The following is a 21,503-nucleotide window of genomic DNA, read 5'->3' on the forward strand; positions in this document are numbered from 1 at the left end:
TACTGACCGGTAACCGCGATCAGCCTCACACACCGCCCACCTGGTGCGGCCCCGGCGTTTCCGTAGCATCACGGGTCATGACGGCCCCCGACTTGGTCCTGGCAGGTGAGTTCCCCGCCGCCGACCACGTGCGCTGGCAACACCTGGTCGAGCGGGTGCTGCGCCGCACCGACGCCGTGCCCGACGGCTACGACCGGCCGGTCGAGGACCTCCTGGCCACGACGACCTACGACGGCATCCAGGTCAAACCGCTCTACACCGCCGCCGATCCGGCACCCGCCACCGGCTACCCCGGCCTGGCCCCGTTCACCAGGGGTTCCCGGCCCGACGGCCACGTCGCCGCGGGCTGGGAGGTGCGGCAGCGGCACGCCGACCCGGCGACCACCGCGCGCGACGTGCTGGCCGACCTGGAGAACGGCGTCGGCTCGCTCTGGCTGGTCGTCGGCGCCGCGGGCATCCCGATCGCCGACCTCGGGACCGTGCTGGCCGACGTGTACCTGGACCTCGCCCCCGTCACCCTGGACGCCGGACCCGAGTACCGCGCCGCGAGCACCGAGCTGCTCACCCTGATCGCCGACCGGGGCATCCCGCACGCCGACGCGGTCGGCACCCTCGGCGCCGACCCGCTCGGCCACCAGGCCCGCACGGGCGACCCGGCGGACCTCGCCGAACTCGCCGCCCACGTCGCCGAGACCGGGCACTACCCGCGACTGCGCGCGGTCGTCGTCGACGGCCTGCCCTACCACCAGGCGGGCGGCTCGGACGCCCAGGAACTCGGCGCAGCGCTGGCCACCGCCGTCGCCTACCTGCGCGCGCTGACCACCGCGGGCATCGACGTCGACACCGCCATCGGCCTGATGGAGTTCCGCTTCGCCGCCACCGCCGACCAGTTCCTCACCATCGCCAAGTTCCGCGCCGCGCGCAGGCTGTGGTCCCGGGTGGTCGAGGTCGTCGGCGCCAAGCCGGTCGGGCAGCGCCAGCACGCGGTCACCTCCCCGGCGATGCTCACCGCCCGCGACCCGTGGGTGAACATGCTGCGCACCACCCTCGCCGCCTTCGGGGCCGGGGTCGGCGGCGCGGACGCGGTCACCGTGGTCCCGTTCGACTCGGCCATCGGCCTGCCGGACGCGTTCGCCCGCCGCATCGCCCGCAACACCCAGGCGGTGCTGCTGGAGGAATCGCGGCTGGCAGGCGTGATCGACCCGGCAGGCGGGTCCTGGTACGTGGAGAGCCTGACCGACGACCTGGCCAAGGCCGCTTGGGCGTGGTTCACCGAGATCGAGCGCGCGGGCGGTCTGCCGAGTGCGTTGACCAGCGGCCTCGTCGCCGACCGCTTGGCCGCGACCTGGGCCGAGCGCGAGCGCAACCTCGCCACCCGCGCCGACGCGATCACCGGCGTCAGCGAGTTCCCGAACCTCGCCGAACGCGCCCCGGTCCGCGCCCCCGCGCCCCCGGCCCCGACCGGTGGCCTCCCGGTGCACCGCTACGCCGAGGCGTACGAGGACCTGCGCGACCGTTCCGATAGGACACTCGAAGAAGCCGGCGCCCGGCCCAAGGTCTTCCTCGCCACCCTGGGTCCGGTCGCCGCGCACACCGCCCGCGCCACCTTCGCCGCCAACCTGTTCCAAGCGGGCGGCATCGAGACGCCGAACGGCGGCGTGATCACCTCCCCGGAGGAGGCCGCCGCCCGGTTCACCGAGAGCGGTGCGACCGTCGCCTGCCTGTGCGGCTCGGAGAAGTCCTACGCCGAGCTGGCCGCCCCGGTCGTCGAAGCACTGAAAGCGGCGGGCGCGGTGCGGGTCCTGCTGGCAGGCAAGGGGCATCGTGAGTCCGGAGTGGACGGACACGTGTACACCGGCTGCGATGCGGTCGCCGTCCTGCGCGACACCCTGCTGACCCTGGGAGTCCCGGCATGACCATCCCCGACTTCGGCGGCATCGACCTCGGTGCGCCGACCCCCACCACCGCCGCCGACTGGCGCGCCGCGCTGCACGACGCGACCGGCAAGGGCGCCGACGCCCTGACCTGGGAGACGCCGGAGGGCATCGCCGTCAAACCGGTCTACACCGCCGACGACACCGCCGGGCTCGACTTCCTCCAGACCTACCCGGGCATCGCGCCCTACCTGCGCGGCCCCTACCCGACGATGTACGTCAACCAGCCGTGGACCATCCGCCAGTACGCCGGGTTCTCCACCGCCGAGGAGTCCAACGCCTTCTACCGCCGCAACCTCGCCGCGGGCCAGAAGGGCCTGTCCGTCGCGTTCGACCTCGCCACCCACCGCGGCTACGACTCCGACCACCCGCGCGTGGCCGGGGACGTCGGCATGGCGGGCGTGGCCATCGACTCGATCCACGACATGCGCCAGCTGTTCGACGGCATCCCGCTGGACAAGATGAGCGTGTCGATGACCATGAACGGCGCCGTCCTGCCGGTGCTGGCGCTCTACGTCGTGGCCGCCGAGGAACAGGGCGTCGCGCCGCAGCAGCTCGCCGGGACCATCCAGAACGACATCCTCAAGGAGTTCATGGTCCGCAACACCTACATCTACCCGCCGGGCCCGTCGATGCGGATCATCTCCGACATCTTCGCGTTCACCTCGCGGAACATGCCGAAGTACAACTCGATCTCCATCTCCGGCTACCACATGCAGGAGGCCGGGGCGACCGCCGACCTGGAGCTGGCCTACACCCTCGCCGACGGCGTCGAGTACATCCGGGCCGGTCGCGCCGCCGGGCTCGGCGTCGACGAGTTCGCCCCCCGGCTGTCGTTCTTCTGGGCGATCGGGATGAACTTCTTCATGGAGGTCGCCAAGATGCGGGCCGCCCGGCTGCTGTGGGCGCGGCTGGTCAAGGGCTTCGACCCGGCGCAGGACAAGTCGCTGAGCCTGCGCACCCACTGCCAGACCTCCGGCTGGTCGCTGACCGCCCAGGACGTCTACAACAACGTGGTCCGCACCTGCGTCGAGGCGATGGCCGCCACCCAGGGCCACACCCAGTCGCTGCACACCAACGCCCTCGACGAGGCGCTCGCGCTGCCGACCGACTTCTCCGCGCGCATCGCCCGCAACACCCAACTGCTGCTCCAGCAGGAGTCCGGCACCACCAGGGTGATCGACCCGTGGGGCGGCTCCGCGTTCGTCGAACGGCTCACCTACGAGCTGGCCGCCAAGGCCTGGGGCCACATCAGCGAGGTCGAGGCCGCGGGCGGCATGGCCAAGGCGATCGACGCGGGCATCCCCAAGCTGCGCATCGAGGAGGCGGCCGCCCGCACCCAGGCGCGCATCGACTCCGGGCGCCAGCCGGTCATCGGGGTCAACAAGTACCAGCTCGCCGACGACGAGCAGATCGACGTGCTCAAGGTCGACAACGCGGGTGTGCGCGGCCAGCAGCTGGCGAAGCTGCGCAGGCTCCGCGAGGAGCGCGACGCCGACAGCGTGGCCGCCAAGCTCGACGCGCTGACCAGGGCCGCCGACGGCACGGGCAACCTGTTGGAGCTGGCCATCGACGCCGCCCGCGCGAAGGCCACCGTCGGCGAGATCTCCGAGGCGCTGGGCAAGGTCTGGGGCAGGCACGCCGCGCAGATCCGTACCATCTCCGGGGTGTACCGCGACGAGGTCGGCAAGTCGTCGACCACCGTCGACGAGACCAGGGCGGTCGTCGACGCCTTCGCCGACGCGGAGGGCCGCAGGCCGCGCATCCTGGTCGCGAAGATGGGCCAGGACGGGCACGACCGGGGCCAGAAGGTCATCGCCACCGCGTTCGCCGACCTCGGCTTCGACGTCGACGTCGGCCCGCTGTTCTCCACCCCAGGCGAGGTCGCCCGCCAGGCCGTCGAGGCCGACGTGCACGTCGTCGGGGTGAACTCGCTGGCCGCCGGGCACCTCACCCTGGTGCCCGCGCTGCGCGCGGAGCTCGCCGCGCTCGGCCGCGACGACATCGTCATCGTCGTCGGCGGCGTCATCCCGCCGCAGGACTTCGCCGAGCTGCGCGCCGCCGGGGCCGCCGAGATCTTCCCGCCGGGCACGGTCATCGCCGACGCCGCCGCGCGGCTGCTGCGCACGCTGGCCGAGCGGCTCGGGCACCGGCTTGGCTGACCCGCTCGGCATCGACACCTACGCCGACGGCGTCCTCGCGGGCGACCGCGGCCTGCTGTCGCGGGCGATCACCCTGGTCGAGTCCCGGCGCGCCGACCACCGCGACCTCGCCCAGCGGCTGCTGGTCCGGCTGCTTCCGCACGCGGGCGGGGCGCACCGGGTCGGCATCACCGGAGTCCCGGGCGTCGGGAAGTCCACCTTCATCGACGCGCTCGGCACCACCCTCACCGCCGCCGGGCGCAAGGTCGCCGTGCTCGCCGTCGACCCGTCCTCCACCCGCACCGGCGGCAGCATCCTCGGCGACAAGACCAGGATGGCGCGGCTGGCGGTCGACCCCGCCGCGTTCATCCGCCCGTCGCCCACCTCCGGCACCCTCGGCGGCGTCGCCAGGGCCACCCGGGAGACCATCGTGCTGATGGAGGCGGCCGGGTACGACACCGTGCTGGTCGAGACCGTCGGTGTCGGCCAGTCCGAGACGGCGGTGGCCAACATGGTCGACTGCTTCCTGTTCCTCACGCTCGCCCGAACGGGTGATCAGCTGCAGGGCATCAAGAAGGGCGTGCTGGAACTCGCCGACGTGATCGCGGTCAACAAGGCCGACGGCGACCACGCCGTGGAGGCCCGCAAGGCCGCCCGTGAGCTGGCCAGCGCCCTGCGGCTGCTGCGCAACCCCGACGCCACCTGGACCCCGCCGGTGCTCACCTGCAGCGGCTTGGAGAACGACGGGCTCGACGCGTTGTGGGAGCAGGTCGAACAGCACCACGTGAAGCTGACCGCCACCGGCGAGCTGGCCGAGAGGCGCAGGCAGCAGCAGGTCGACTGGACCTGGGCGATGGTCCGCGACACCCTGCTGGCCCGGCTGCACGAGCACCCCGCGGTCCGCGAGCTCACCCCCGGCGTCGAGCGGGACGTCCGCGCCGGTCGGCTCACCGCGACGCTGGCCGCCGAGAGGATCCTTTCGGCCTTCGCGGACAGTGACCACTCCGACTAACCTGGTGATCGTCTTGCTCCCCCCGACCTGGAGGGCTGGCCCTTGTCCGTCCGTGCGCCCCGGTTCCTGCCCGCCGTGCTCCTCGGTGTCCTGCTCGCCCTCGGTACCTCCCTCGGTGCCGCTGTCGGCCCCGCCGCCGCCCAACCGGTCGTCGCCCGATCGGTGACCAGCCAGTCGGTCACCGCGTTCGCCCAGGAGCAGACCGCCCCCGGCGTCGACCTCCCGCAGGCGCCGACCGAGGCCGACAAGGAGAACGCGAAGAGCAAGATCGTCGTCGGCGTGGTCGCCGTGCTGCTGCTCGGCGCCGTCGTCTGGGGCAACCGGATCCGGGCCAAGCGCAAGAAGAAGTGAGCTCCCGGCGTTCACCCCGGCACGCGCACCGGTCGTCTTGATCATCCAAACAGTGCGGCCGAACCCGCCCGACCGTTGGTCGCAGACCCGGTACCGCGGACCGTACGGTCGGTCCAACGGCGCTGAGTGACGCCCGCCATAGGGCAGGATCGTGGCAAATGGAAACCGCAACCACGACCGAGAAGACCATCGCCGGAGGGGTCGCGTGACTGTGTTGGATTCACGGCGCGACCTGCCGTCGGAGAGCGGCAGGGGTACCCGGGCGGCGAAGTCGGACCCGGAGTCCGCCGTGCTGATCACCTCCAGTGGGGTCACTATGCCCCCTGTGGAGGATCTCGGTGCGGGGCGCGGGCCCGCGTGGCTCGACCAGTGGCTCGCCGCCAACGCCGCCGACGTGCTGGCCTGGTTCCGGCACATCCACGCGCACCCGGAGCTCTCCCGCCAGGAGTTCGCGACCACCGAGCTGGTGGCAGGCCTGCTCAAGTCCTTCGGCCTGCAGCCGGAGCTGCTCGCCGGCGGCAACGGCCTGATCTGCGACATCGGCACCGGGGAGCGCTGCGTCGCGCTGCGCGCCGACATGGACGCCCTGCCGATGACCGAGGCGACCGGCCTGCCCTACGCGTCGACCACCCCCGAGGCCGCGCACGCCTGTGGGCACGACGCGCACACCACGATCCTGCTGGCCACCGGCATCGCGCTCGCCTCGGCGCCCGCGCTGCCCGGTCGGGTCCGGCTGATCTTCCAGCCCGCCGAGGAGGTCATGCCCGGCGGCGCCCTCGAGGTCATCGACGCGGGCGGCCTCGACGGCGTGGAGCGCATCTTCGGCCTGCACTGCGACCCGCGCACCGAGGTCGGCCGGGTCGGCACCCGGGTCGGCGCCATCACCTCGGCGACCGACCTGCTCGAGCTGCGGCTCACCTCGCCCGGCGGGCACACCTCCCGCCCGCACCTGACCGCGGACCTGGTGCACGCGCTGGGCACCGTCATCACCGGCCTGCCCGCGCTGCTCTCCCGCCGCGTCGACCCGCGCTCCGGCACCGTCCTGGTGTGGGGCGCCGTGCACGCCGGTGAGGCGCCCAACGCCGTCCCCCAGGACGGTCTGCTGCGCGGCACCCTGCGCACCGGCGACCACGACATCTGGGCCGACCTGGAGCCGCTGGTGGCCGGTCTGGTGCAGTCCCTGCTCGCCCCCACCGGCGTCGGCTACGAACTGCACCACCGCCGCGGCGTGCCGCCGGTCATCAACGAGCGCGAGAGCACCCAGTACCTGCGCACCGCCATCGAGTCCGCGCTCGGCGAGGACGCCCTGGCGGGCACCAAGCAGTCCGCCGGTGGCGAGGACTTCGGCTGGTACCTGGAGCACATCCCCGGCTCGTTCATGCGCCTCGGCGTGTGGCCGGGCGAGGGCCCGATGCGCGACCTGCACCAGCCGACGTTCCAATTGGACGAACGCGCGCTGCTCGCAGGCATCCGGGTCATGACCCACACCGCGCTCGCCGCGCTGTCCTAAGACGACCCGGGGGTCCGCGTGCGGAACGCGGGCCCCCGGGGATTTACCTCACGCGATCACCAGAGGTGCGCGACGTCCACCACGATGCGGGTGCCGCCGTTGTCCCTGGGCAGGGTGAACACCCGGAACGGCAACCGGGCCCGCAGGCCGATGCCGAGCGTCGTGTCCCCCTCGTAGGTCCCGGCCCACACGACCTGCCGGAACGTCCGCCACCCCGTCACGTTCACCAGTTCGCTCCAGTTCGCCGGGTGGTAGGTCAGCTGCCCGTTGTCGTCCCAGGCCCGCCCGAGGGCCTGGATCTGCAGCTTCCCCGCCCCCCGCGTCGGGACGACGTGCCCCGAGCCGTCGGCGGTGATCTCGTCGACGTACTTCACGTAGTAGCCGTGCCCACCAGGGGCGTCCAGGTCGATCACGAGCCGGTCGAAGCACTCGTGCTGCCCGCCGCGCACGTCCCTGAAGAAGCCCGTCTCGTTGAAGCCCGCGGCCTTGAGCCCTGAGCCCCAGGTGATCCCGCAGTACGGGTCCGCGGCCGAGGCGGCCACCGGGGCGAACACCACGATCGAGAAGGCCACCGCCACCGCGGCGATGACCGAGAACAAGCGTTTCACCACAACTCCCCCTTACCAGGCGTGTGCGACGTCGATGATCAGCCGTTTGGTCGCGCCGTCGTCGAGTTCGAGGACGCGGAACGGCAGCCGCGCCCGCACCCCGAGCGCGAAACTGTTGTGCAGGACCCGACCGCCGAGGTCGTGGAGCTGGCGGAAGGTCCGGTAGCCGGTCAAGTCGACCACCTCGGCCGGGTTCGACGGGTGGAACACCATGTCCCCGGCGTCGTTGTAGATCGAGGCTTCCAAGGCGATCCACAGCCCGGCGCCACCGCGCACCGTGACGGGATTGCCTGCGATGTCCTCGAACTCGTTGACGTAGCCGACGCCGTAGCCGCGCACCCCCGCGCTGCGGACGTCGAACACGAGCCGGTCGAAGCAGTCGTGCCTACCCGCCCGGACGCCGGTCAGCGTCGCGAACCCCGGCGTGGAGTCGCCGAACTTGGATTGGGAGCCCCAGGTGATGCCGCAGTAGGGCGCGGCGGGGGCGGAGGTCGGGTCAGCGGCCGCGGGGGTCGCCGACAGGATGGCCGCGGCGAGCGCCGCCACCAGGGTTATGAGCCAGGATCTTCGATGTGCCATGTCCGTTCTCCTCGGTCCGACCGCGGGCGCGGTCGGTGAGTGGTGCGGCCGGGACTCGGCCGTACCAGAGGAGACGTGCGACACATCCCGGCGTTGTGCCTAGCTGGCCGCGGCTGGCCCGATTCCACTGCATGGCCTAGTGCGCAGGTCCTCGACGTAGTCCGCCGGCGCACCGGCGGCCTCCGCGGCGTCCGCGACCACACCCAGGTAGCGGGCCGACGGCAGGCCGCCCTCGTAGGCGTCGAGCACGTAGAGCCAGGACAGCACGGAGCCCTCCAGGGTCTGCACCCGCAGCCGGATCTTGGAGTGCAGCCCCAGTTCGGAGCCCTCCCACCGGTCGAGGTTGCGCTCGTCGTCGGTGACGTCGTAGAGCACGACGAACACCTGCGAGTCCTGGTCCTCCACGATGGTGGCCAACGCGCCTTCCCACCCGAGGTCCTCACCCCCGAAGGTCAGCCGCCAGCCGACGAGCCACCCCGTCCCGGCCATCGGCGAATGCGGGGCTCGCTGCATCATCTGGCCCGGATCCATGTTCGACCCGTAAGCGGCATAGAGCGGCACGCCGGACAGCCTAGTCACACAGTGCGGTGTCGGCAGGCATCCGCGCGCAGGGATCACCTTTTCGCGGCCACCCCAGACCCGGTCGTGCACTCCCGGCTACCGTGTCCGCTGGACGCGCGCGGGTGAAGTGGAGGACCAGGTGACCCGGATCGTGATCATGGGTGGCGGCCCGGCCGGGTACGAGGCGGCCCTGGTGGCCGCCCAGCACGGGGCCGAGGTGACCGTCGTCGAGCGGGACGGCCTCGGCGGCGCCTGCGTGCTCTACGACTGCGTCCCGTCCAAGACGTTCATCGCCTCCGCGGGCGCGCGGGTCGCCTTCCGCGACGCCGACGAGCTGGGCATCGGCACCGACGACGTCGACTCCACGGTGCACCTGCCGGTGGTCCGCGGCCGGGTCAAGGGCCTCGCGCTCGCCCAGTCCGCCGACATCCGCAACCGGGTCCAGCGCGAGGGCGTGCGGGTGGTCACCGGCACCGCGCGGTTCTGCGACGACCGCACCGGGATGGCCGCGCACCGGGTGTCGATCACCTCCGGCGACACGACCGAGGTGCTGGCCGCCGACGTCGTGCTCATCGCCACCGGCGCCACCCCCCGGGTGATCCCGGGTGCCGAGCCCGACGGGGTCCGGGTGTTCGACTGGCGCCAGATCTACGACCTGCCCGAGCTGCCCGAGCACCTGGTGGTGGTCGGCTCCGGGGTCACCGGCGCCGAGTTCGCCTCCGCGTTCATCGAGATGGGCGTCAAGGTCACGGTGATCTCCAGCCGGGACCGGGTGCTGCCGCACGAGGACGCCGACGCGGCCGCGGTGCTCGAGGACGTGTTCTCCGAGCGCGGCACCACGCTGGTCAAGCACGCCCGCGCGGAGAAGATCGAGCGCGATGGCACCGGCGTCACCGTGCACCTCAAGGGCGGCGAGACGGTCCGCGCCAGCCATGCGCTGATGACCGTCGGCTCGGTGCCCAACACCGAGGACATCGGCCTCGACAAGATCGGCATCGAGCCGGGGCCGGGCGGGTTCATCACCGTCGACCGGGTCTCGCGCACCGGGGTGCCCGGCGTGTACGCCGCGGGCGACTGCACCGGGGTGCTCATGCTGGCCTCGGTCGCGGCCATGCAGGGCCGGATCGCGATGTGGCACGCCCTCGGCGAGGGCGTCGCCCCGATCAAGCTCAAGACGGTCGCGGCGAACGTGTTCACCCACCCCGAGATCGCCACCGTCGGCATCAGCCAGGCGACCATCGACAGCGGCGAGGTGCCCGCGCGCACCGTCACGCTGCCGCTGGCCACCAACGCCAGGGCCAAGATGGAGGGCCTGCGCCGCGGCTTCGTGAAGCTGTTCTGCCGCCCGGCGACCGGCGTGGTCATCGGCGGGGTCATCGTCGCCCCCAGCGCCAGCGAGCTGATCCTGCCGATCGCGCTCGCGGTGCAGAACCAGCTGACCGTCGACGACCTCGCGCTGACCTTCTCGGTGTACCCGTCGCTGTCCGGTTCGATCACCGAGGCGGGCCGCCAGTTGATGCGGCACGACGACCTCGACTGAAATTCGCCCAGATCGATGGTTTGTGCCCCAACTTCACTCCTTCGTGCATATTGTGGGGGCCGACACTGCCTTCTCAGTTACCAGATTTCCACGAGAAGGAGTGAAACTCTCGTGTCGGTCTTTTGATCGACCTACCGAGCCGGTACCCCTGGGGGACCGAACCGTTACGTACGGAGGCTGACCATGCCGCGTCGGAATGAATGCCCGGAATGCCTGGGCTCAGGACTCGCCCCCAACCGCAAGGACTTCTGCCCGCGCTGCGGCGGGATCGGCCAGATCCCCCGCGTCCGAGCGCTGTTCCTCGCTCCGCTCACCCTGGGCAGAACCCAGGCCTGATCGGCGGGTCCTGACCGCTCGGACCACCCTTGGAGGCGGGGGTGGTCCGAGCGGGTTTTCCCACGACTTGACACATTTCGACTTCAGTTCGCATCCGGGGGACGGCCGCGCGCGGGAAATCGACCCGCGAGTCGACCGATCGCGCCCCGGTGCGGTTTTCCCCACCGAGAGGCAGGCACCCCACCGATGTCGCGACCAGTCCCACCCGGTCCGGCGCCCTGGCAGCACCCCGGCGGCCCGCCGCCCCCGCCCACGGCCCAGCCAGTCCCGACCGCCCAGCCCGCCCACTCCGTCCCGGCGGCCCAGCCCGGCCCGGTCGCCCAGCCCTTCCCGGCGGCGCGTCCCGCCCCGACGGGTCAGCCGTTCCCGGCGGCGCCACCGCTGCGGACGGCTCACCCCCCGCTCCCAGTAGTGCGCGCGGTCCCCGTCGTACCCCTGTTCCCCGTCGGGCACCCGTCCCCGCCCAGCCCGCCTTCCCCGCCACAGCCCCCTCTGCAACCGCCTGTCGGACAGCACTATTCGCAGCAGCCCTACCCACCACAGGGCTACCCGCCGCGACCCCACGCGCAGCAACCCCAGCCGTACCTCGGCCCGCCCTTACCCGGCCCCGGGCCCACCCCACCCCGATCCGCACAAGGCGGGGTGGCCATCGCAGGCCTGGCGTGCGGGGCGATCGCCCTCGTCCTCATATGGTTCTCGGTCATCGGCTTGGTGGTGGCCATCGCAGGCGTCGGCCTGTCCGTGATCGGACTGACCAGAGCGGACCAAGGCCACGCGGACAGCAAGGTCGTCGCAGGCATCGGCCTAGCCAGCGCCGCCGTCGCCACCCTAGCCTGGCTGACCTTCTTCGCCGTGGCCATCTTGTCCTAGCGGGGAAGTCCTCTGTGGACTCAGTCGGTGTCCTCGTCGACCCAGTCCAGGGTTCGGGTGACGGCTTTCTTCCACTGGCGGTAGGCGCGGTCCCTGGTGTCTTCGGCCATGGCGGGGGTCCACCGCTTGTCCTCGGCCCAGTTCGCGCGGATGTCGTCGAGGCCGGACCAGTAGCCGACGGCGAGACCGGCGGCGTAGGCGGCGCCGAGGGCGGTGGTTTCGGCGACCACCGGGCGGATCACCGGGACGTCGAGGATGTCGGCTTGGAACTGCATGAGCAGTTCGTTGCCGACCATGCCGCCGTCGACCTTGAGGGCGGTCAGCGGGACGCCGGAGTCGGCGTTCATCGCCTCGATCACCTCCCTGGTCTGGAAAGCGGTCGCCTCGAGCACGGCGCGGGCGAGGTGGCCCTTGGTGATGAACCGGGTCAGGCCGACGATCGCGCCCCTGGCGTCGGCGCGCCAGTGCGGGGCGAACAGGCCGGAGAAGGCGGGCACGAAGTAGCAGCCGCCGTTGTCGTCGACCGAGCGGGCGTGCTCCTCGATCTCGGCTGCCGAGCTGATCATCCCGAGGTTGTCCCTGATCCACTGCACCAGCGAGCCGGTGACCGCGATCGAACCCTCCAGCGCGTACACCGGGTCTTGGTCGCCGATGCGGTAGCACACCGTTGTGAGCAAACCGTTCTCGCTCATCACCGGTTCGGTGCCGGTGTTGAGCAGCACGAAGTTGCCGGTGCCGTAGGTGTTCTTGGCCTCGCCGGGGGACAGGCACGCCTGCCCGAAGGTCGCGGCCTGCTGGTCGCCGAGGATCCCGGCGATCGGCACCCCGCCCAGCGCGCCGCGTTCGCGGACCTTGCCCAACTCCGCCGAGGACGAGGCGATCCTGGGCAGCATCGACAGCGGGATGCCGATCTCCTCGGCGACATCCGCGTCCCAGTCCAGTGTGGACAGGTCCATCAGCAGCGTGCGGCAGGCGTTGGTCGGGTCGGTCGCGTGCACCCCGCCGTCGACGCCGCCGGTCATGTTCCACAGCAGCCAGGTGTCCATGTTGCCGAACAGCAGGTCGCCCGCCTCGGCCCTGGCCCGCGCGCCGTCGACGTTGTCCAGGATCCACCGGACCTTGGGGCCGGAGAAGTAGGTCGCCAGCGGCAGCCCGGTCTTGGCCCGGTACCGCTCCTGCCCGCCGCCGAGCTCGCCGAGCGCGGTGGCGATCTTGTCGGTCCTGGTGTCCTGCCAGACGATCGCGTTGTACACCGGTTCCCCGGTGCGCCGGTCCCACACCACGGCCGTCTCGCGCTGGTTGGTGATGCCGACCGCGGCGATGTCGGGGGTGTGCAGGTCGGCCTTGGCCAACGCGCCCGCCACCACCGCGCGGGTGTTCTCCCAGATCTCCAGCGGGTCGTGCTCGACCCATCCGGCGCGCGGGAAGACCTGCCGGTGCTCGCGCTGGTCGACCGCGACCACCTCGCCCGCGTGGCTGAACACCATGCACCTGGTCGAGGTGGTGCCCTGGTCGACGGCGGCGACGTACTCGGTCATCGGTGTCTCTCCCTCTTCGCCCAGGGTGGTGTGATCATGTTGGCAGGACGCGGGCAAGCAGGCCCGCCAGCACCGCGCCGAGCAGGGGCCCGACGACCGGCACCCAGGCGTAGCCCCAGTCCGGGTCGCCCTTGCCGCGGATGGGCAGCACCGCGTAGGCGATGCGCGGCGCCAGGTCGCGGGCCGGGTTGATGGCGTAGCCGGTCGGCCCACCCAGCGAGGCGCCGATGCTGATCACCACGAACGCCACAGCGGCGTAGCCCAGCGCGGCGTTGCCGAACTGCGGTAGCCCGCCGGTCTCCACCTTCGCGCCGGGGCTGGTCAGGATCCAGAACACCAGCACGAACGTGCCGATCACCTCGGTGACCAGGTTCCACGGCAGGTTCCGGTGCACCGGGCCGGTGGCGAAGATCCCCAGGGTGTTCTCGGGCTCGTCGTGCGCGTCGAACTGCAGCTTGTAGGTCAGCCAGCACAGCACGGCACCGAGGAACGCGCCTGCGAACTGGCCGGTGAGGTACGCGGGGACCTCGGCGACGGGCAGGTCACCCGCGGTGAACAGGCCGATGGTGACCGCGGGGTTGAGGTGCGCCTGGCTCGGCGCGGCGATGCTGGCGCCGACGAACACCGCGAAACCCCAGCCGATGTTCACCAGCAGCCAGCCGCCCTGGTGGCCGAGCGAGCCGCGCAGCACGGTGTTGGCGACCACGCCCGCGCCGAGCAGGATCAGCGCCGCGGTGCCGAGTAGTTCCCAGAGGACGATGTGCCAGAAGCCCATGGTGTCTCCCTCGCACTGCCGGGTGGCGAGAGGTAGGCGCGGCCGGTCGGGGGACGGGTCGGGGACTGGGACGAATGGCGGCGGCGCCCACACTGAGTGAGATCGGACGTTACCCCCGGTTCGCTCGACTGTCCACGGGTCGACTGCCCAACCCGGTCCGGGCGGGTAGCGTGGTGCTCCTCGGACGACGCCCAAGGCCCGCGCAGGGAGGCGATCATGGCCAGCCGCAAGCCCACCGCGCCACCCGAACTGTCCACTTCGGACACCGAACGGCCCGGCGGGCTGCTCGGCCCGGCCGAACGGGCGCTCGCCTGGCGCCGGTTGGCCGACGAGCCGTTCGACGTGCTGGTGATCGGCGGCGGTGTCGTCGGCGCAGGCGTCGCGCTGGACGCCGCCACCCGCGGCCTGCGGGTCGCGCTGGTCGAGGCGCGCGACCTCGCCTCCGGCACGTCCAGCCGGTCGAGCAAGCTGTTCCACGGCGGATTGCGCTACCTGGAGCAGTTGGAGTTCGGCCTGGTGCGCGAGGCCCTGCGCGAGCGGGAGCTGATGCTGACCACCCTGGCGCCGCACCTGGTCAAACCGGTCAGCTTCCTCTACCCGCTCACCCGCAGGCTCTGGGAACGCCCGTACACCGCCGCGGGCCTGCTGCTCTACGACTCCATGGGCGGCGCGCGGTCGGTCCCCGGCCAGAAGCACCTCACCCGGGCGGGTGCCCTGCGGATGGCCCCGGCGCTGCGCCGCTCGGCCCTCATCGGCGGCATCCGCTACTACGACGCCCAAGCCGACGACGCCCGCCACACCATGACCGTGGCCAGGACCGCCGCCCACTACGGCGCCGTCGTGCGCACCTCCACCCAGGTCGTCGGCTTCCACCGCGAGGCCGACCGGGTCAGCGGCGTGCGGGTGCGCGACGTCGAGGACGGCGCCGAGGTCGACGTGCGCGCGAACGTGGTCATCAACTGCACCGGCGTGTGGACCGACGAGCTGCAGCGGGCCTCGGGCAGCAGGGGCCGGTTCCGGGTGCGGGCCAGCAAGGGCGTGCACATCGTCGTCCCGCGCGACCGGATCGTCGCCGAGACCGGGCTGATCCTGCGCACGGAGAAGTCCGTGCTGTTCGTCATCCCCTGGCGCAACCACTGGATCATCGGCACCACCGACACCGACTGGAACCTGGACCTGGCGCACCCCGCGGCCACCGAGCGCGACATCGACTACCTGCTCGACCACGTCAACTCGGTGCTGGCCACCCCGCTCACGCACGCCGACATCGAGGGCGTCTACGCGGGCCTGCGACCGCTGCTGGCCGGGGAGAGCGAGGAGACCTCGAAGCTGTCCCGCGAGCACGCCGTCGCCAGGGTCGCCCCGGGTCTGGTGGCCATCGCGGGCGGCAAGTACACGACCTACCGGGTGATGGCCGCCGACGCCGTGGACACCGCCGCTGTCGACCTCCCCGGCCGCCTGCAGCCGTCCATCACCGACCGCGTCCCCCTGCTCGGCGCCGACGGGTACCACGCCCTGGTCAACCAGGCCGACCTCCTCGCCGCCCGCTGGGGCCTGCACCCCTACCGCGTCCGCCACCTCCTGGACCGCTACGGCTCCCTCCTGCACGACGTCCTCGCCCACGCCACCCACCCCGACCACCTCAAACCCATCGACGCCGCCGCCGACTACCTGCGCGTCGAGGCCATCTACGCGGTAGCCGCCGAGGGCGCCCTGCACCTGGAAGACGTCCTCACCCGCCGCACCCGCATCTCCATCGAGTACCCCCACCGCGGCGTCGCCTGCGCCCGCCAGGTCGCCGAACTCATGGCCGAGGTCCTCGGCTGGACCCCCGCCCAGGTCGACTGGGAGATCTCCGTCTACCAATCCCGAGTCGACGCCGAACGCACCTCCCAGACCAAACCCGACGACGCGGCCGCCGACAACATCCGCGCCAACGCCCCGGAATCCCGCCGCCACCTCGCCGAACCCATCCTCTGACCTTGCTGTGCTCAGATCGCCTGTAGGTGCATCCCCGAGATGGACCTTCGGGCGGGGAGTGGTTCGTCGTTGTGTGCGCGCGACTCGACCCGCGGTAGTGCCTCAGGCCGGGAGCAGCTCGGCGATGTGGTGGTGCAGGCGGCGGGTGTCGGTGGGGGCGATGGTGGTCCACGCCTCGCCGGTGGGGGTGGTGGTGCGGGTTTGCAGGTAGCGGCCCTGGGCGGTGTCGAAGTAGCCGACGACGCGGGGGGTGCGGTGGCGGCGGCCCCAGCGGTCGCGGGCGGCGGCGCCGAACTGGCCGTGGGCGCGGACCGGGGTGATCATCTCGGCGAGCGTGGTGGCGTCGTCCGGGCGGATGCCGCGGGCGCGCAGGCCCGCGGCGAGGGGGCCGGGGGCGGCGGCTTCGAAGTCCGCCGTGGGGACCGAGACCGAGCGGCCGGGGCCGGGCGTCGCGGCGGGGAGGAACGACAGGACGTGGCGGGGGAGGCCGGTGGCGTCCGCGGGGGACAGGGTGACGGTGTCCGCTGACAGGGTGGCCAGGACGGCGTCGTCGGCGGTCGCGGCGGCCAGCACCCGGATCGAGCTGTCCGTCCACAAGCGACCGTCGACCTCGCGGTCCGGGCGGTCGAGCAGGCGCACCAGCGACGCCAGCAGCGGGTCGACCCGACCGGGCGTGCCGAGACCGCGCGCCGACAACCCGCGCCACGCCTGGTCGACCAGGGCCGCCCGCTCGGTGTCAGTTCGCCCCGGGGAGGGCACGCGCAGGGTCAGCGGCACCGGCTCGACGCCGAAGTGCTCGGTCAGGACGTCGAACTCCAGTGCCGTGACCGTCACCGCGGTCACCTGGCTCAGCCGCCGATCACGCCGGGCGGCAGGTGGTGGTCGTCGCCGTAGAGGCTGACCGACTCGGTGACCGGCTCGTCGTCGCGTGCCAGCTCGCGCCTGCGGCCACCCAGGTTGCGGGTGGACGACGCGGACGAGGACGAGCCCGAGCCCGACGTCGACTCCTGGGTGTCGGCGAACCACTGGCTCGACCCGAGGGTCTCACCACCGAGGCGCCGCGCGCCCAGCCTGTTGTCGCCCGAGAGCGGACCGCCGCCACCCACGCCTGCGCCACCACCGGCGGGCGCCATCGGCGTCGCCGCGGCGTTCGACCCGGGAGACGCGAGACCCTGACCCGTCGACCCGGACGAGTTGAACCCGTCAGCGCCGATCGAGGAGCTACCCGACACCGGGCTGCCGCCGCTGAGCGGACCGCGCGGCGCGGACCCCGCGGGCGCGCCCCGCCGGTCGGACCGGTCGCTGGTCGTGTCGTTGGTGCCGCCCACCCGGCCGAGACCGATCACCGAGCCCTCCGGCGCCATCGGCGCGGCGCCGCTGAACATCCCGGGGGCCATCGGCCTGCGGGTGATCTCCGGCGCGTCGCCGAGCGCGGCCGACGACAGGCCGACGCCCTGGCCGCCCCCACCCCAGTGGTGGTCGCCTGCACCGCCGTGGCCGAGGCCCTGCTGGCCGAAGCCGTGGTACGCCGCCGGGCGCGACTGCTCGAACCCGCCCACCGGCTGCGCCGCGACCGGGTTGCCCGCGAAGGACGTGTGCGTGGTCTGCGTGACGCCGTCGCCGCGGTGCCGGTGGTCGGCCTGACCGCCGAGCAGCTCGCCCGGGCGCGCGAAACCGCCCCTGGCGCGCAGGTTCGTCCTGGAGTTCAGCTCGTAGGTCGCCATGACCTCGTACGCCTTCTGCGCACCGGCCGACCTGGCCTGCTCGACGGCCTCGGCGTCACCCTGCATCGCCAGCACCTGCACGGCGGCGGGCGCGGTCGGGTCGGGCGCGTGCGACGACTCGCCGTCGGGCACGGGCATCTCCGCGCGCGCCGTGGCGATGTAGGTGCCCTGGTTCTCGACCGCCAAGCGCATCCCGTCCGCCTCGTCGGCGGCGGTGCGCGCCCAGGTCACCAGCGTGCTCAACCGGTCCTTCGCCGCCCCGGCCGCCCGGCCCGCCCACACCGCGGCGGACCCGTCGAGGGTGGCCGCGAGGTCCTGGCCGACCTCGTTGAGGGTGGCGGTCAGCTCCGTCCAGCGCCGCGTCGGTTCCGCGGACGCCTGCGCGCCGGGACCGTCGTGCAGCAGCTGGTACAGCTCCTTGTGGCTGAACCCGCGCCAGCGCGTCCCGCTCGACTGCTCGGTCATCGCTCGTCCCCTCCTCAGCCGCCGGTGCCCTGCTGCGTGACAGTGGCGGCGTTGTCCTCTTCGAGCAGGTGGTACTGCGCCGCCACGCGGTCGAGGGTGTGCACGGCGGTGTCGAGCTGGGTGCGGTAGGCGCGCAGCGCGTCGATGGCCGCCCGCTCGTGGTCTGCGGTGAGCTGGTTGACCCCCGTGGTGGCCTCCTGGCTCACCGGGTCCTTCGCCCACGGCTGCACCCGCAGCCCGCTCTCGCTGAGCTCCAACTGCCTGGCCACCCGGTCACGGGCGTCGGCGAAAGCCGCGCGCAGCGCCGGTACCGCCTCCGGCGTGACGTCGAGCAGGTCCGTGCGGTGCCCGCCGTTGTGTCCCCCGTGCTGCCCGCCGTGTCCTGGTGGCACGTCGCCGCCTCCCCACCGTTGCCGGATCCCCGTCACTACCCGTGGTGCCTTAACTCTATCGAGTCGCCATGATCGGTTTCGACCGTTCCCCTGTGGTTTCGTAGACGTGCACCGGATCGGCTGGGTTCCGTCCCCGCACATCTACACACCGTCTACCCAACGACCGGTTCCCCCGGGGCGTTACGGGCCACCAGGACGACGATGTCCGCGGGCACGGCCAGGCCGTGGTCACGGAACGTGCTGAACCCCAGCTTCGCCGCCACCCGGCCGGAGGCGGTGTTGCCCCTCGAGTGCTGGTAAGTGATCTGCGTCAGGCCCAACCCGCCGAACGCGAAGCGCAACACCGCCGACAGCGCGAGCGTCGTGATGCCCTTGCCGCGCGCGTCCGGGTGCGCCCAGATGCCCGCCTCGGCCGTGCCCGCCGCGAGGTCGACCTCCTTGAGGAGCACCTCGCCCAGCATCACCGCGGTCAGCGGATCCGCGACGGCCCACGAGTAGCGGCGGTCGGCGGCCCAGTCGGCGGCCCGGCGCGCGATGTAGTCGCCCGCGGCCGCCAGGTCGGGGATCCGGATGTGCGGCAGCCACCGGACGAACTCCGGGTCGTTGAAGCCCTCGAGGATCCGCTGCCGGTCGTTGATGCGGGAATCGTCGCGCATCGCGCGCAGGTAGTACGCGCCAGCGTTGATCTCCACCGGTTCCACGGCAGCACGCTACCGCGCACCACTGACACCCGCGGAACGAGTCAGTGCCACCCGCGGTTGTAGTGGCGGCGCCGCTGCCCGGGCCCGAACGGGCGGTGCCCGTGCCCGCGTCCCCGGTTGTCGCGCCAGTCCTCGCCGAAGAGAGCGCCGCCGATCACGGTCACCACGACCGGGAGCAGCAGCAGCGGCCACGCGTGCACGACGAACAGGAACAGCGACAGTCCCGTCAGCGCCGAGATCGGCACCAGCGCGGCGAACAGGCGCTGGCCGAGCGGCCGTTCCGCCCAGGCGACCGGCTGCTGCGGCGGTGGCGGGGCGACCGGGAGCGCCGGGGGAGCGGGCGCGCCAGGCTTGGGTGCCGGGAGGTCGGCGAACAGCGCCGTCAGCTCACCGGCCGTCCGCGCGGCGGTGATCTTCGCGCTGCGCTCGCCGTACTCGTCGATGTCGATGCGGCCGGCGCTCATGTGCTCGCCGAGCGCGCGCAGGGCGTCCTCCCGCTCGGCGTCGCCGACGCGCAACCCGCTCGGGGGGATCTGGTCCACACCACGATGCTACGGAAGGTCGGGCCGGTCGTGACTGAGATTCATCTCAGCCGGGCTAGTCCTTGAGCTCGCAGATGACCGAACCGGTGGTGACCGTCTCACCGGCGGCGACGACCAGGCCGGTGACCGTGCCCGACTTGTGCGCGGTGACCGGGTTCTCCATCTTCATCGCCTCGAGCACCACGATCAGCTCGCCCTGCGCGACGACCTGGCCGTCGGCCACGGCGATCTTGACGATCGTGCCCTGCATCGGCGCGGCGACCGCGTCACCGGACACCGCGGCACCCGCCTTGCCACCGGCCCGCTTGCGCGGCTTGGCCTTCGTCGCCGTGCCACCACCGCCGCCCAGGGACAGCCCGGCGGGCAGCGACACCTCCAGCCGACGGCCACCGACCTCCACCACGACGCTCTGCCGCGGCTCGGCCTCCTCGGCGTCCGCGCCACCGGTGAACGGCTCGATCCGGTTGTCGAACTCGGTCTCGATCCAGCGGGTGTGCACGCCGAACCCGGTCCCGTCGCCGATGAACGCCGGGTCGCGCACGACCACCCGGTGGAACGGCACGACCGTGGCCATGCCCTCCACCACCAGCTCGTCGAGCACCCGCCGCGACCTGGCCAGCGCCTCGTCGCGGTCCGCGCCGGTGACGATCACCTTCGCCAGCATCGAGTCGAACTGGCCGCCGATCACCGTGCCCGACTCCACCCCGGAGTCGACCCGCACGCCGGGGCCGTCCGGCGCACGCCACGTGGTGACGGTGCCGGGGGCGGGCAGGAAGCCGCGGCCCGCGTCCTCGCCGTTGATCCGGAACTCGATCGAGTGGCCGCGCGGCGTCGGGTCCTCGGTGAACCGCAGCCGCTCACCGGCCGCGATCCGGAACTGCTCGCGCACCAGGTCGATCCCGGTCGTCTCCTCCGACACCGGGTGCTCGACCTGCAGCCGGGTGTTGACCTCCAGGAACGAGATCGTGCCGTCCGTGCCGACCAGGTACTCCACCGTGCCCGCGCCGCTGTAGCCCGCCTCGCGGCAGATCGCCTTCGCCGAGGAGTGGATCTCGGCGCGCTGCGCGTCGGTGAGGAACGGCGCGGGGGCCTCCTCCACCAGCTTCTGGTGGCGGCGCTGCAGCGAGCAGTCGCGGGTGCCGACCACGATGACGTTGCCGTGCTTGTCCGCCAGCACCTGCGCCTCGACGTGGCGCGGCTTGTCCAGGTAGCGCTCCACGAAGCACTCGCCGCGGCCGAACGCGGTCACCGCCTCGCGCACCGCCGAGTCGAACAGCTCGGGGATCTCCTCCAGTGTGCGGGCGACCTTGAGGCCGCGCCCGCCACCGCCGAACGCGGCCTTGATCGCCACCGGCAGCCCGTGCTCCGAGGCGAACGCGATGATCTCCTCGGGGCCCGACACCGGCTCCTTCGTGCCGGGCACCAGCGGGGCGCCCGCGCGCAGCGCGATGTGCCGGGCGGTGACCTTGTCGCCGAGGTCCCGGATGGCCTGCGGGTCCGGCCCGATCCAGGTCAACCCGGCGTCGATGACGGCCTGGGCGAACTCGGCGTTCTCCGAGAGGAACCCGTACCCGGGGTGGATGGCGTCCGCGCCGGAGCGCTTCGCCGCGTCCAGCACCTTCTCGACCACCAGGTAGCTCTCGCCCGGGGTCGACCCGCCCAGCGCGAACGCCTCGTCGGCGAGCCGGGTGAACGGCAGGTCGCGGTCGGGGTCGGCGTACACGGCGACGCTGGCCAGCCCCGCGTCGCGGCAGGCCCGGATCACCCGGACCGCGATCTCGCCCCGGTTGGCCACGAGGACCTTGTTCAACTCGGCCGACTCGGACACGCCGGTTCCTCCTTGGTTGGATCGCCGCTGGGGGGAGTTTACGGACGACCCGCGACCCGGGAACCGAGAGCAACCCCACACTCACCGGTTACCCTCCCCCTGACGTTGGCCGTTGT

General features: G+C 72.5%; 20 protein-coding genes. 9 read left to right on the forward strand and 11 right to left on the reverse strand.

Features of this window, described 5'->3' with window-relative positions:
- Positions 1 to 77 precede the first annotated feature (77 nt).
- From LV79_RS08775 to LV79_RS08795, 5 genes are all read left to right on the forward strand, one after another.
- Positions 78 to 1,916, forward strand: a complete 1,839-nt coding sequence (locus tag LV79_RS08775; RefSeq protein WP_253833977.1) for a methylmalonyl-CoA mutase family protein — start codon at positions 78 to 80, stop codon at positions 1,914 to 1,916.
- Entirely contained in the window at positions 1,913 to 4,096 is a 2,184-nt protein-coding gene (scpA, locus tag LV79_RS08780) for a methylmalonyl-CoA mutase (protein ID WP_253833979.1), read from the forward strand. The genes LV79_RS08775 and scpA overlap by 4 nt, the downstream gene beginning before the upstream one ends.
- Complete coding sequence (gene meaB / locus LV79_RS08785) at positions 4,089 to 5,087, forward strand: methylmalonyl Co-A mutase-associated GTPase MeaB (RefSeq protein WP_253833981.1); 999 nt, start codon at positions 4,089 to 4,091, stop codon at positions 5,085 to 5,087. Before scpA ends, meaB begins: the two co-directional genes overlap by 8 nt.
- A 42-nt stretch (positions 5,088 to 5,129) precedes the next feature.
- The gene (locus LV79_RS08790) at positions 5,130 to 5,438 is read left to right on the forward strand and encodes a hypothetical protein (RefSeq protein ID WP_253833983.1); all 309 of its coding nucleotides are present in this window, start codon (positions 5,130 to 5,132) and stop codon (positions 5,436 to 5,438) included.
- Between the two features lie 205 nt (positions 5,439 to 5,643).
- Positions 5,644 to 6,948 (forward strand): M20 family metallopeptidase, encoded by a 1,305-nt coding sequence (locus tag LV79_RS08795; RefSeq protein ID WP_253833985.1) that lies wholly within the window; start codon positions 5,644 to 5,646, stop codon positions 6,946 to 6,948.
- 56 nt (positions 6,949 to 7,004) lie between these two features.
- On the opposite strand, the gene LV79_RS08800 is transcribed toward LV79_RS08795, so the two are convergent.
- From LV79_RS08800 to LV79_RS08810, 3 genes are all read right to left on the reverse strand, one after another.
- The gene (locus tag LV79_RS08800; protein ID WP_253833987.1) at positions 7,005 to 7,556 is read right to left on the reverse strand and encodes an AMIN-like domain-containing (lipo)protein; all 552 of its coding nucleotides are present in this window, start codon (positions 7,554 to 7,556) and stop codon (positions 7,005 to 7,007) included.
- 12 nt (positions 7,557 to 7,568) lie between these two features.
- Positions 7,569 to 8,135, reverse strand: a complete 567-nt coding sequence (locus tag LV79_RS08805) for an AMIN-like domain-containing (lipo)protein (protein WP_253833989.1) — start codon at positions 8,133 to 8,135, stop codon at positions 7,569 to 7,571.
- A 99-nt stretch (positions 8,136 to 8,234) separates the two neighbouring features.
- Positions 8,235 to 8,696, reverse strand: a complete 462-nt coding sequence (locus LV79_RS08810) for a gamma-glutamylcyclotransferase family protein (protein WP_092778361.1) — start codon at positions 8,694 to 8,696, stop codon at positions 8,235 to 8,237.
- Positions 8,697 to 8,835: 139 nt separating this feature from the next.
- On the opposite strand from LV79_RS08810, the gene LV79_RS08815 reads away from it, so the two are divergent.
- The 3 genes from LV79_RS08815 (at position 8,836) to LV79_RS08825 (ending at position 11,442) form a co-directional block, all read left to right on the forward strand.
- Positions 8,836 to 10,236, forward strand: coding sequence for an NAD(P)H-quinone dehydrogenase (locus LV79_RS08815; RefSeq protein WP_253833991.1), 1,401 nt, complete (start codon positions 8,836 to 8,838; stop codon positions 10,234 to 10,236).
- Between the two features lie 183 nt (positions 10,237 to 10,419).
- Positions 10,420 to 10,572, forward strand: coding sequence for a hypothetical protein (locus LV79_RS08820; protein WP_253833993.1), 153 nt, complete (start codon positions 10,420 to 10,422; stop codon positions 10,570 to 10,572).
- 642 nt (positions 10,573 to 11,214) lie between these two features.
- On the forward strand, positions 11,215 to 11,442 hold the full coding sequence (locus tag LV79_RS08825) for a hypothetical protein (protein ID WP_253836059.1): 228 nt from the start codon (positions 11,215 to 11,217) through the stop codon (positions 11,440 to 11,442).
- Between the two features lie 20 nt (positions 11,443 to 11,462).
- On the opposite strand, the gene glpK is transcribed toward LV79_RS08825, so the two are convergent.
- Positions 11,463 to 12,980: a glycerol kinase GlpK gene (gene glpK / locus LV79_RS08830; RefSeq protein WP_253833996.1), complete on the reverse strand. Its 1,518-nt coding sequence runs from the start codon at positions 12,978 to 12,980 to the stop codon at positions 11,463 to 11,465.
- Between the two features lie 34 nt (positions 12,981 to 13,014).
- Positions 13,015 to 13,755, reverse strand: a complete 741-nt coding sequence (locus LV79_RS08835) for an MIP/aquaporin family protein (protein WP_253833998.1) — start codon at positions 13,753 to 13,755, stop codon at positions 13,015 to 13,017.
- Between the two features lie 216 nt (positions 13,756 to 13,971).
- Here LV79_RS08835 and LV79_RS08840 point away from each other — a divergent pair, with 216 nt between their 5' ends.
- Complete coding sequence (locus LV79_RS08840) at positions 13,972 to 15,735, forward strand: glycerol-3-phosphate dehydrogenase/oxidase (protein WP_253834000.1); 1,764 nt, start codon at positions 13,972 to 13,974, stop codon at positions 15,733 to 15,735.
- A gap of 102 nt (positions 15,736 to 15,837) precedes the next feature.
- Here the strand turns inward: LV79_RS08840 and LV79_RS08845 are convergent, their stop codons facing one another.
- The 6 genes from LV79_RS08845 to LV79_RS08870 all read right to left on the reverse strand — a co-directional run bounded on the left by LV79_RS08845 (position 15,838) and on the right by LV79_RS08870 (position 21,387).
- Positions 15,838 to 16,569: an ESX secretion-associated protein EspG gene (locus tag LV79_RS08845; protein WP_253834002.1), complete on the reverse strand. Its 732-nt coding sequence runs from the start codon at positions 16,567 to 16,569 to the stop codon at positions 15,838 to 15,840.
- 14 nt (positions 16,570 to 16,583) lie between these two features.
- On the reverse strand, positions 16,584 to 17,924 hold the full coding sequence (locus LV79_RS08850; protein WP_253834004.1) for a PPE family protein: 1,341 nt from the start codon (positions 17,922 to 17,924) through the stop codon (positions 16,584 to 16,586).
- Positions 17,925 to 17,938: 14 nt separating this feature from the next.
- Positions 17,939 to 18,316 carry a transcriptional regulator gene (locus LV79_RS08855; protein ID WP_253834006.1) on the reverse strand — a complete coding sequence of 126 codons (378 nt, stop codon included), beginning with the start codon at positions 18,314 to 18,316 and terminating at the stop codon, positions 17,939 to 17,941.
- Between the two features lie 152 nt (positions 18,317 to 18,468).
- Positions 18,469 to 19,017, reverse strand: coding sequence for a GNAT family N-acetyltransferase (locus tag LV79_RS08860; protein WP_253834008.1), 549 nt, complete (start codon positions 19,015 to 19,017; stop codon positions 18,469 to 18,471).
- Positions 19,018 to 19,058: 41 nt separating this feature from the next.
- Positions 19,059 to 19,559 carry a DUF1707 SHOCT-like domain-containing protein gene (locus LV79_RS08865; protein ID WP_253834010.1) on the reverse strand — a complete coding sequence of 167 codons (501 nt, stop codon included), beginning with the start codon at positions 19,557 to 19,559 and terminating at the stop codon, positions 19,059 to 19,061.
- A gap of 55 nt (positions 19,560 to 19,614) precedes the next feature.
- Positions 19,615 to 21,387, reverse strand: coding sequence for an acetyl/propionyl/methylcrotonyl-CoA carboxylase subunit alpha (locus LV79_RS08870; RefSeq protein ID WP_253834012.1), 1,773 nt, complete (start codon positions 21,385 to 21,387; stop codon positions 19,615 to 19,617).
- Positions 21,388 to 21,503: the final 116 nt, after the last annotated feature.

It is taken from the genome of Actinokineospora globicatena (genome assembly GCF_024171945.1).
Classification (GTDB): Bacteria; Actinomycetota; Actinomycetes; order Mycobacteriales; family Pseudonocardiaceae; genus Actinokineospora; species Actinokineospora globicatena.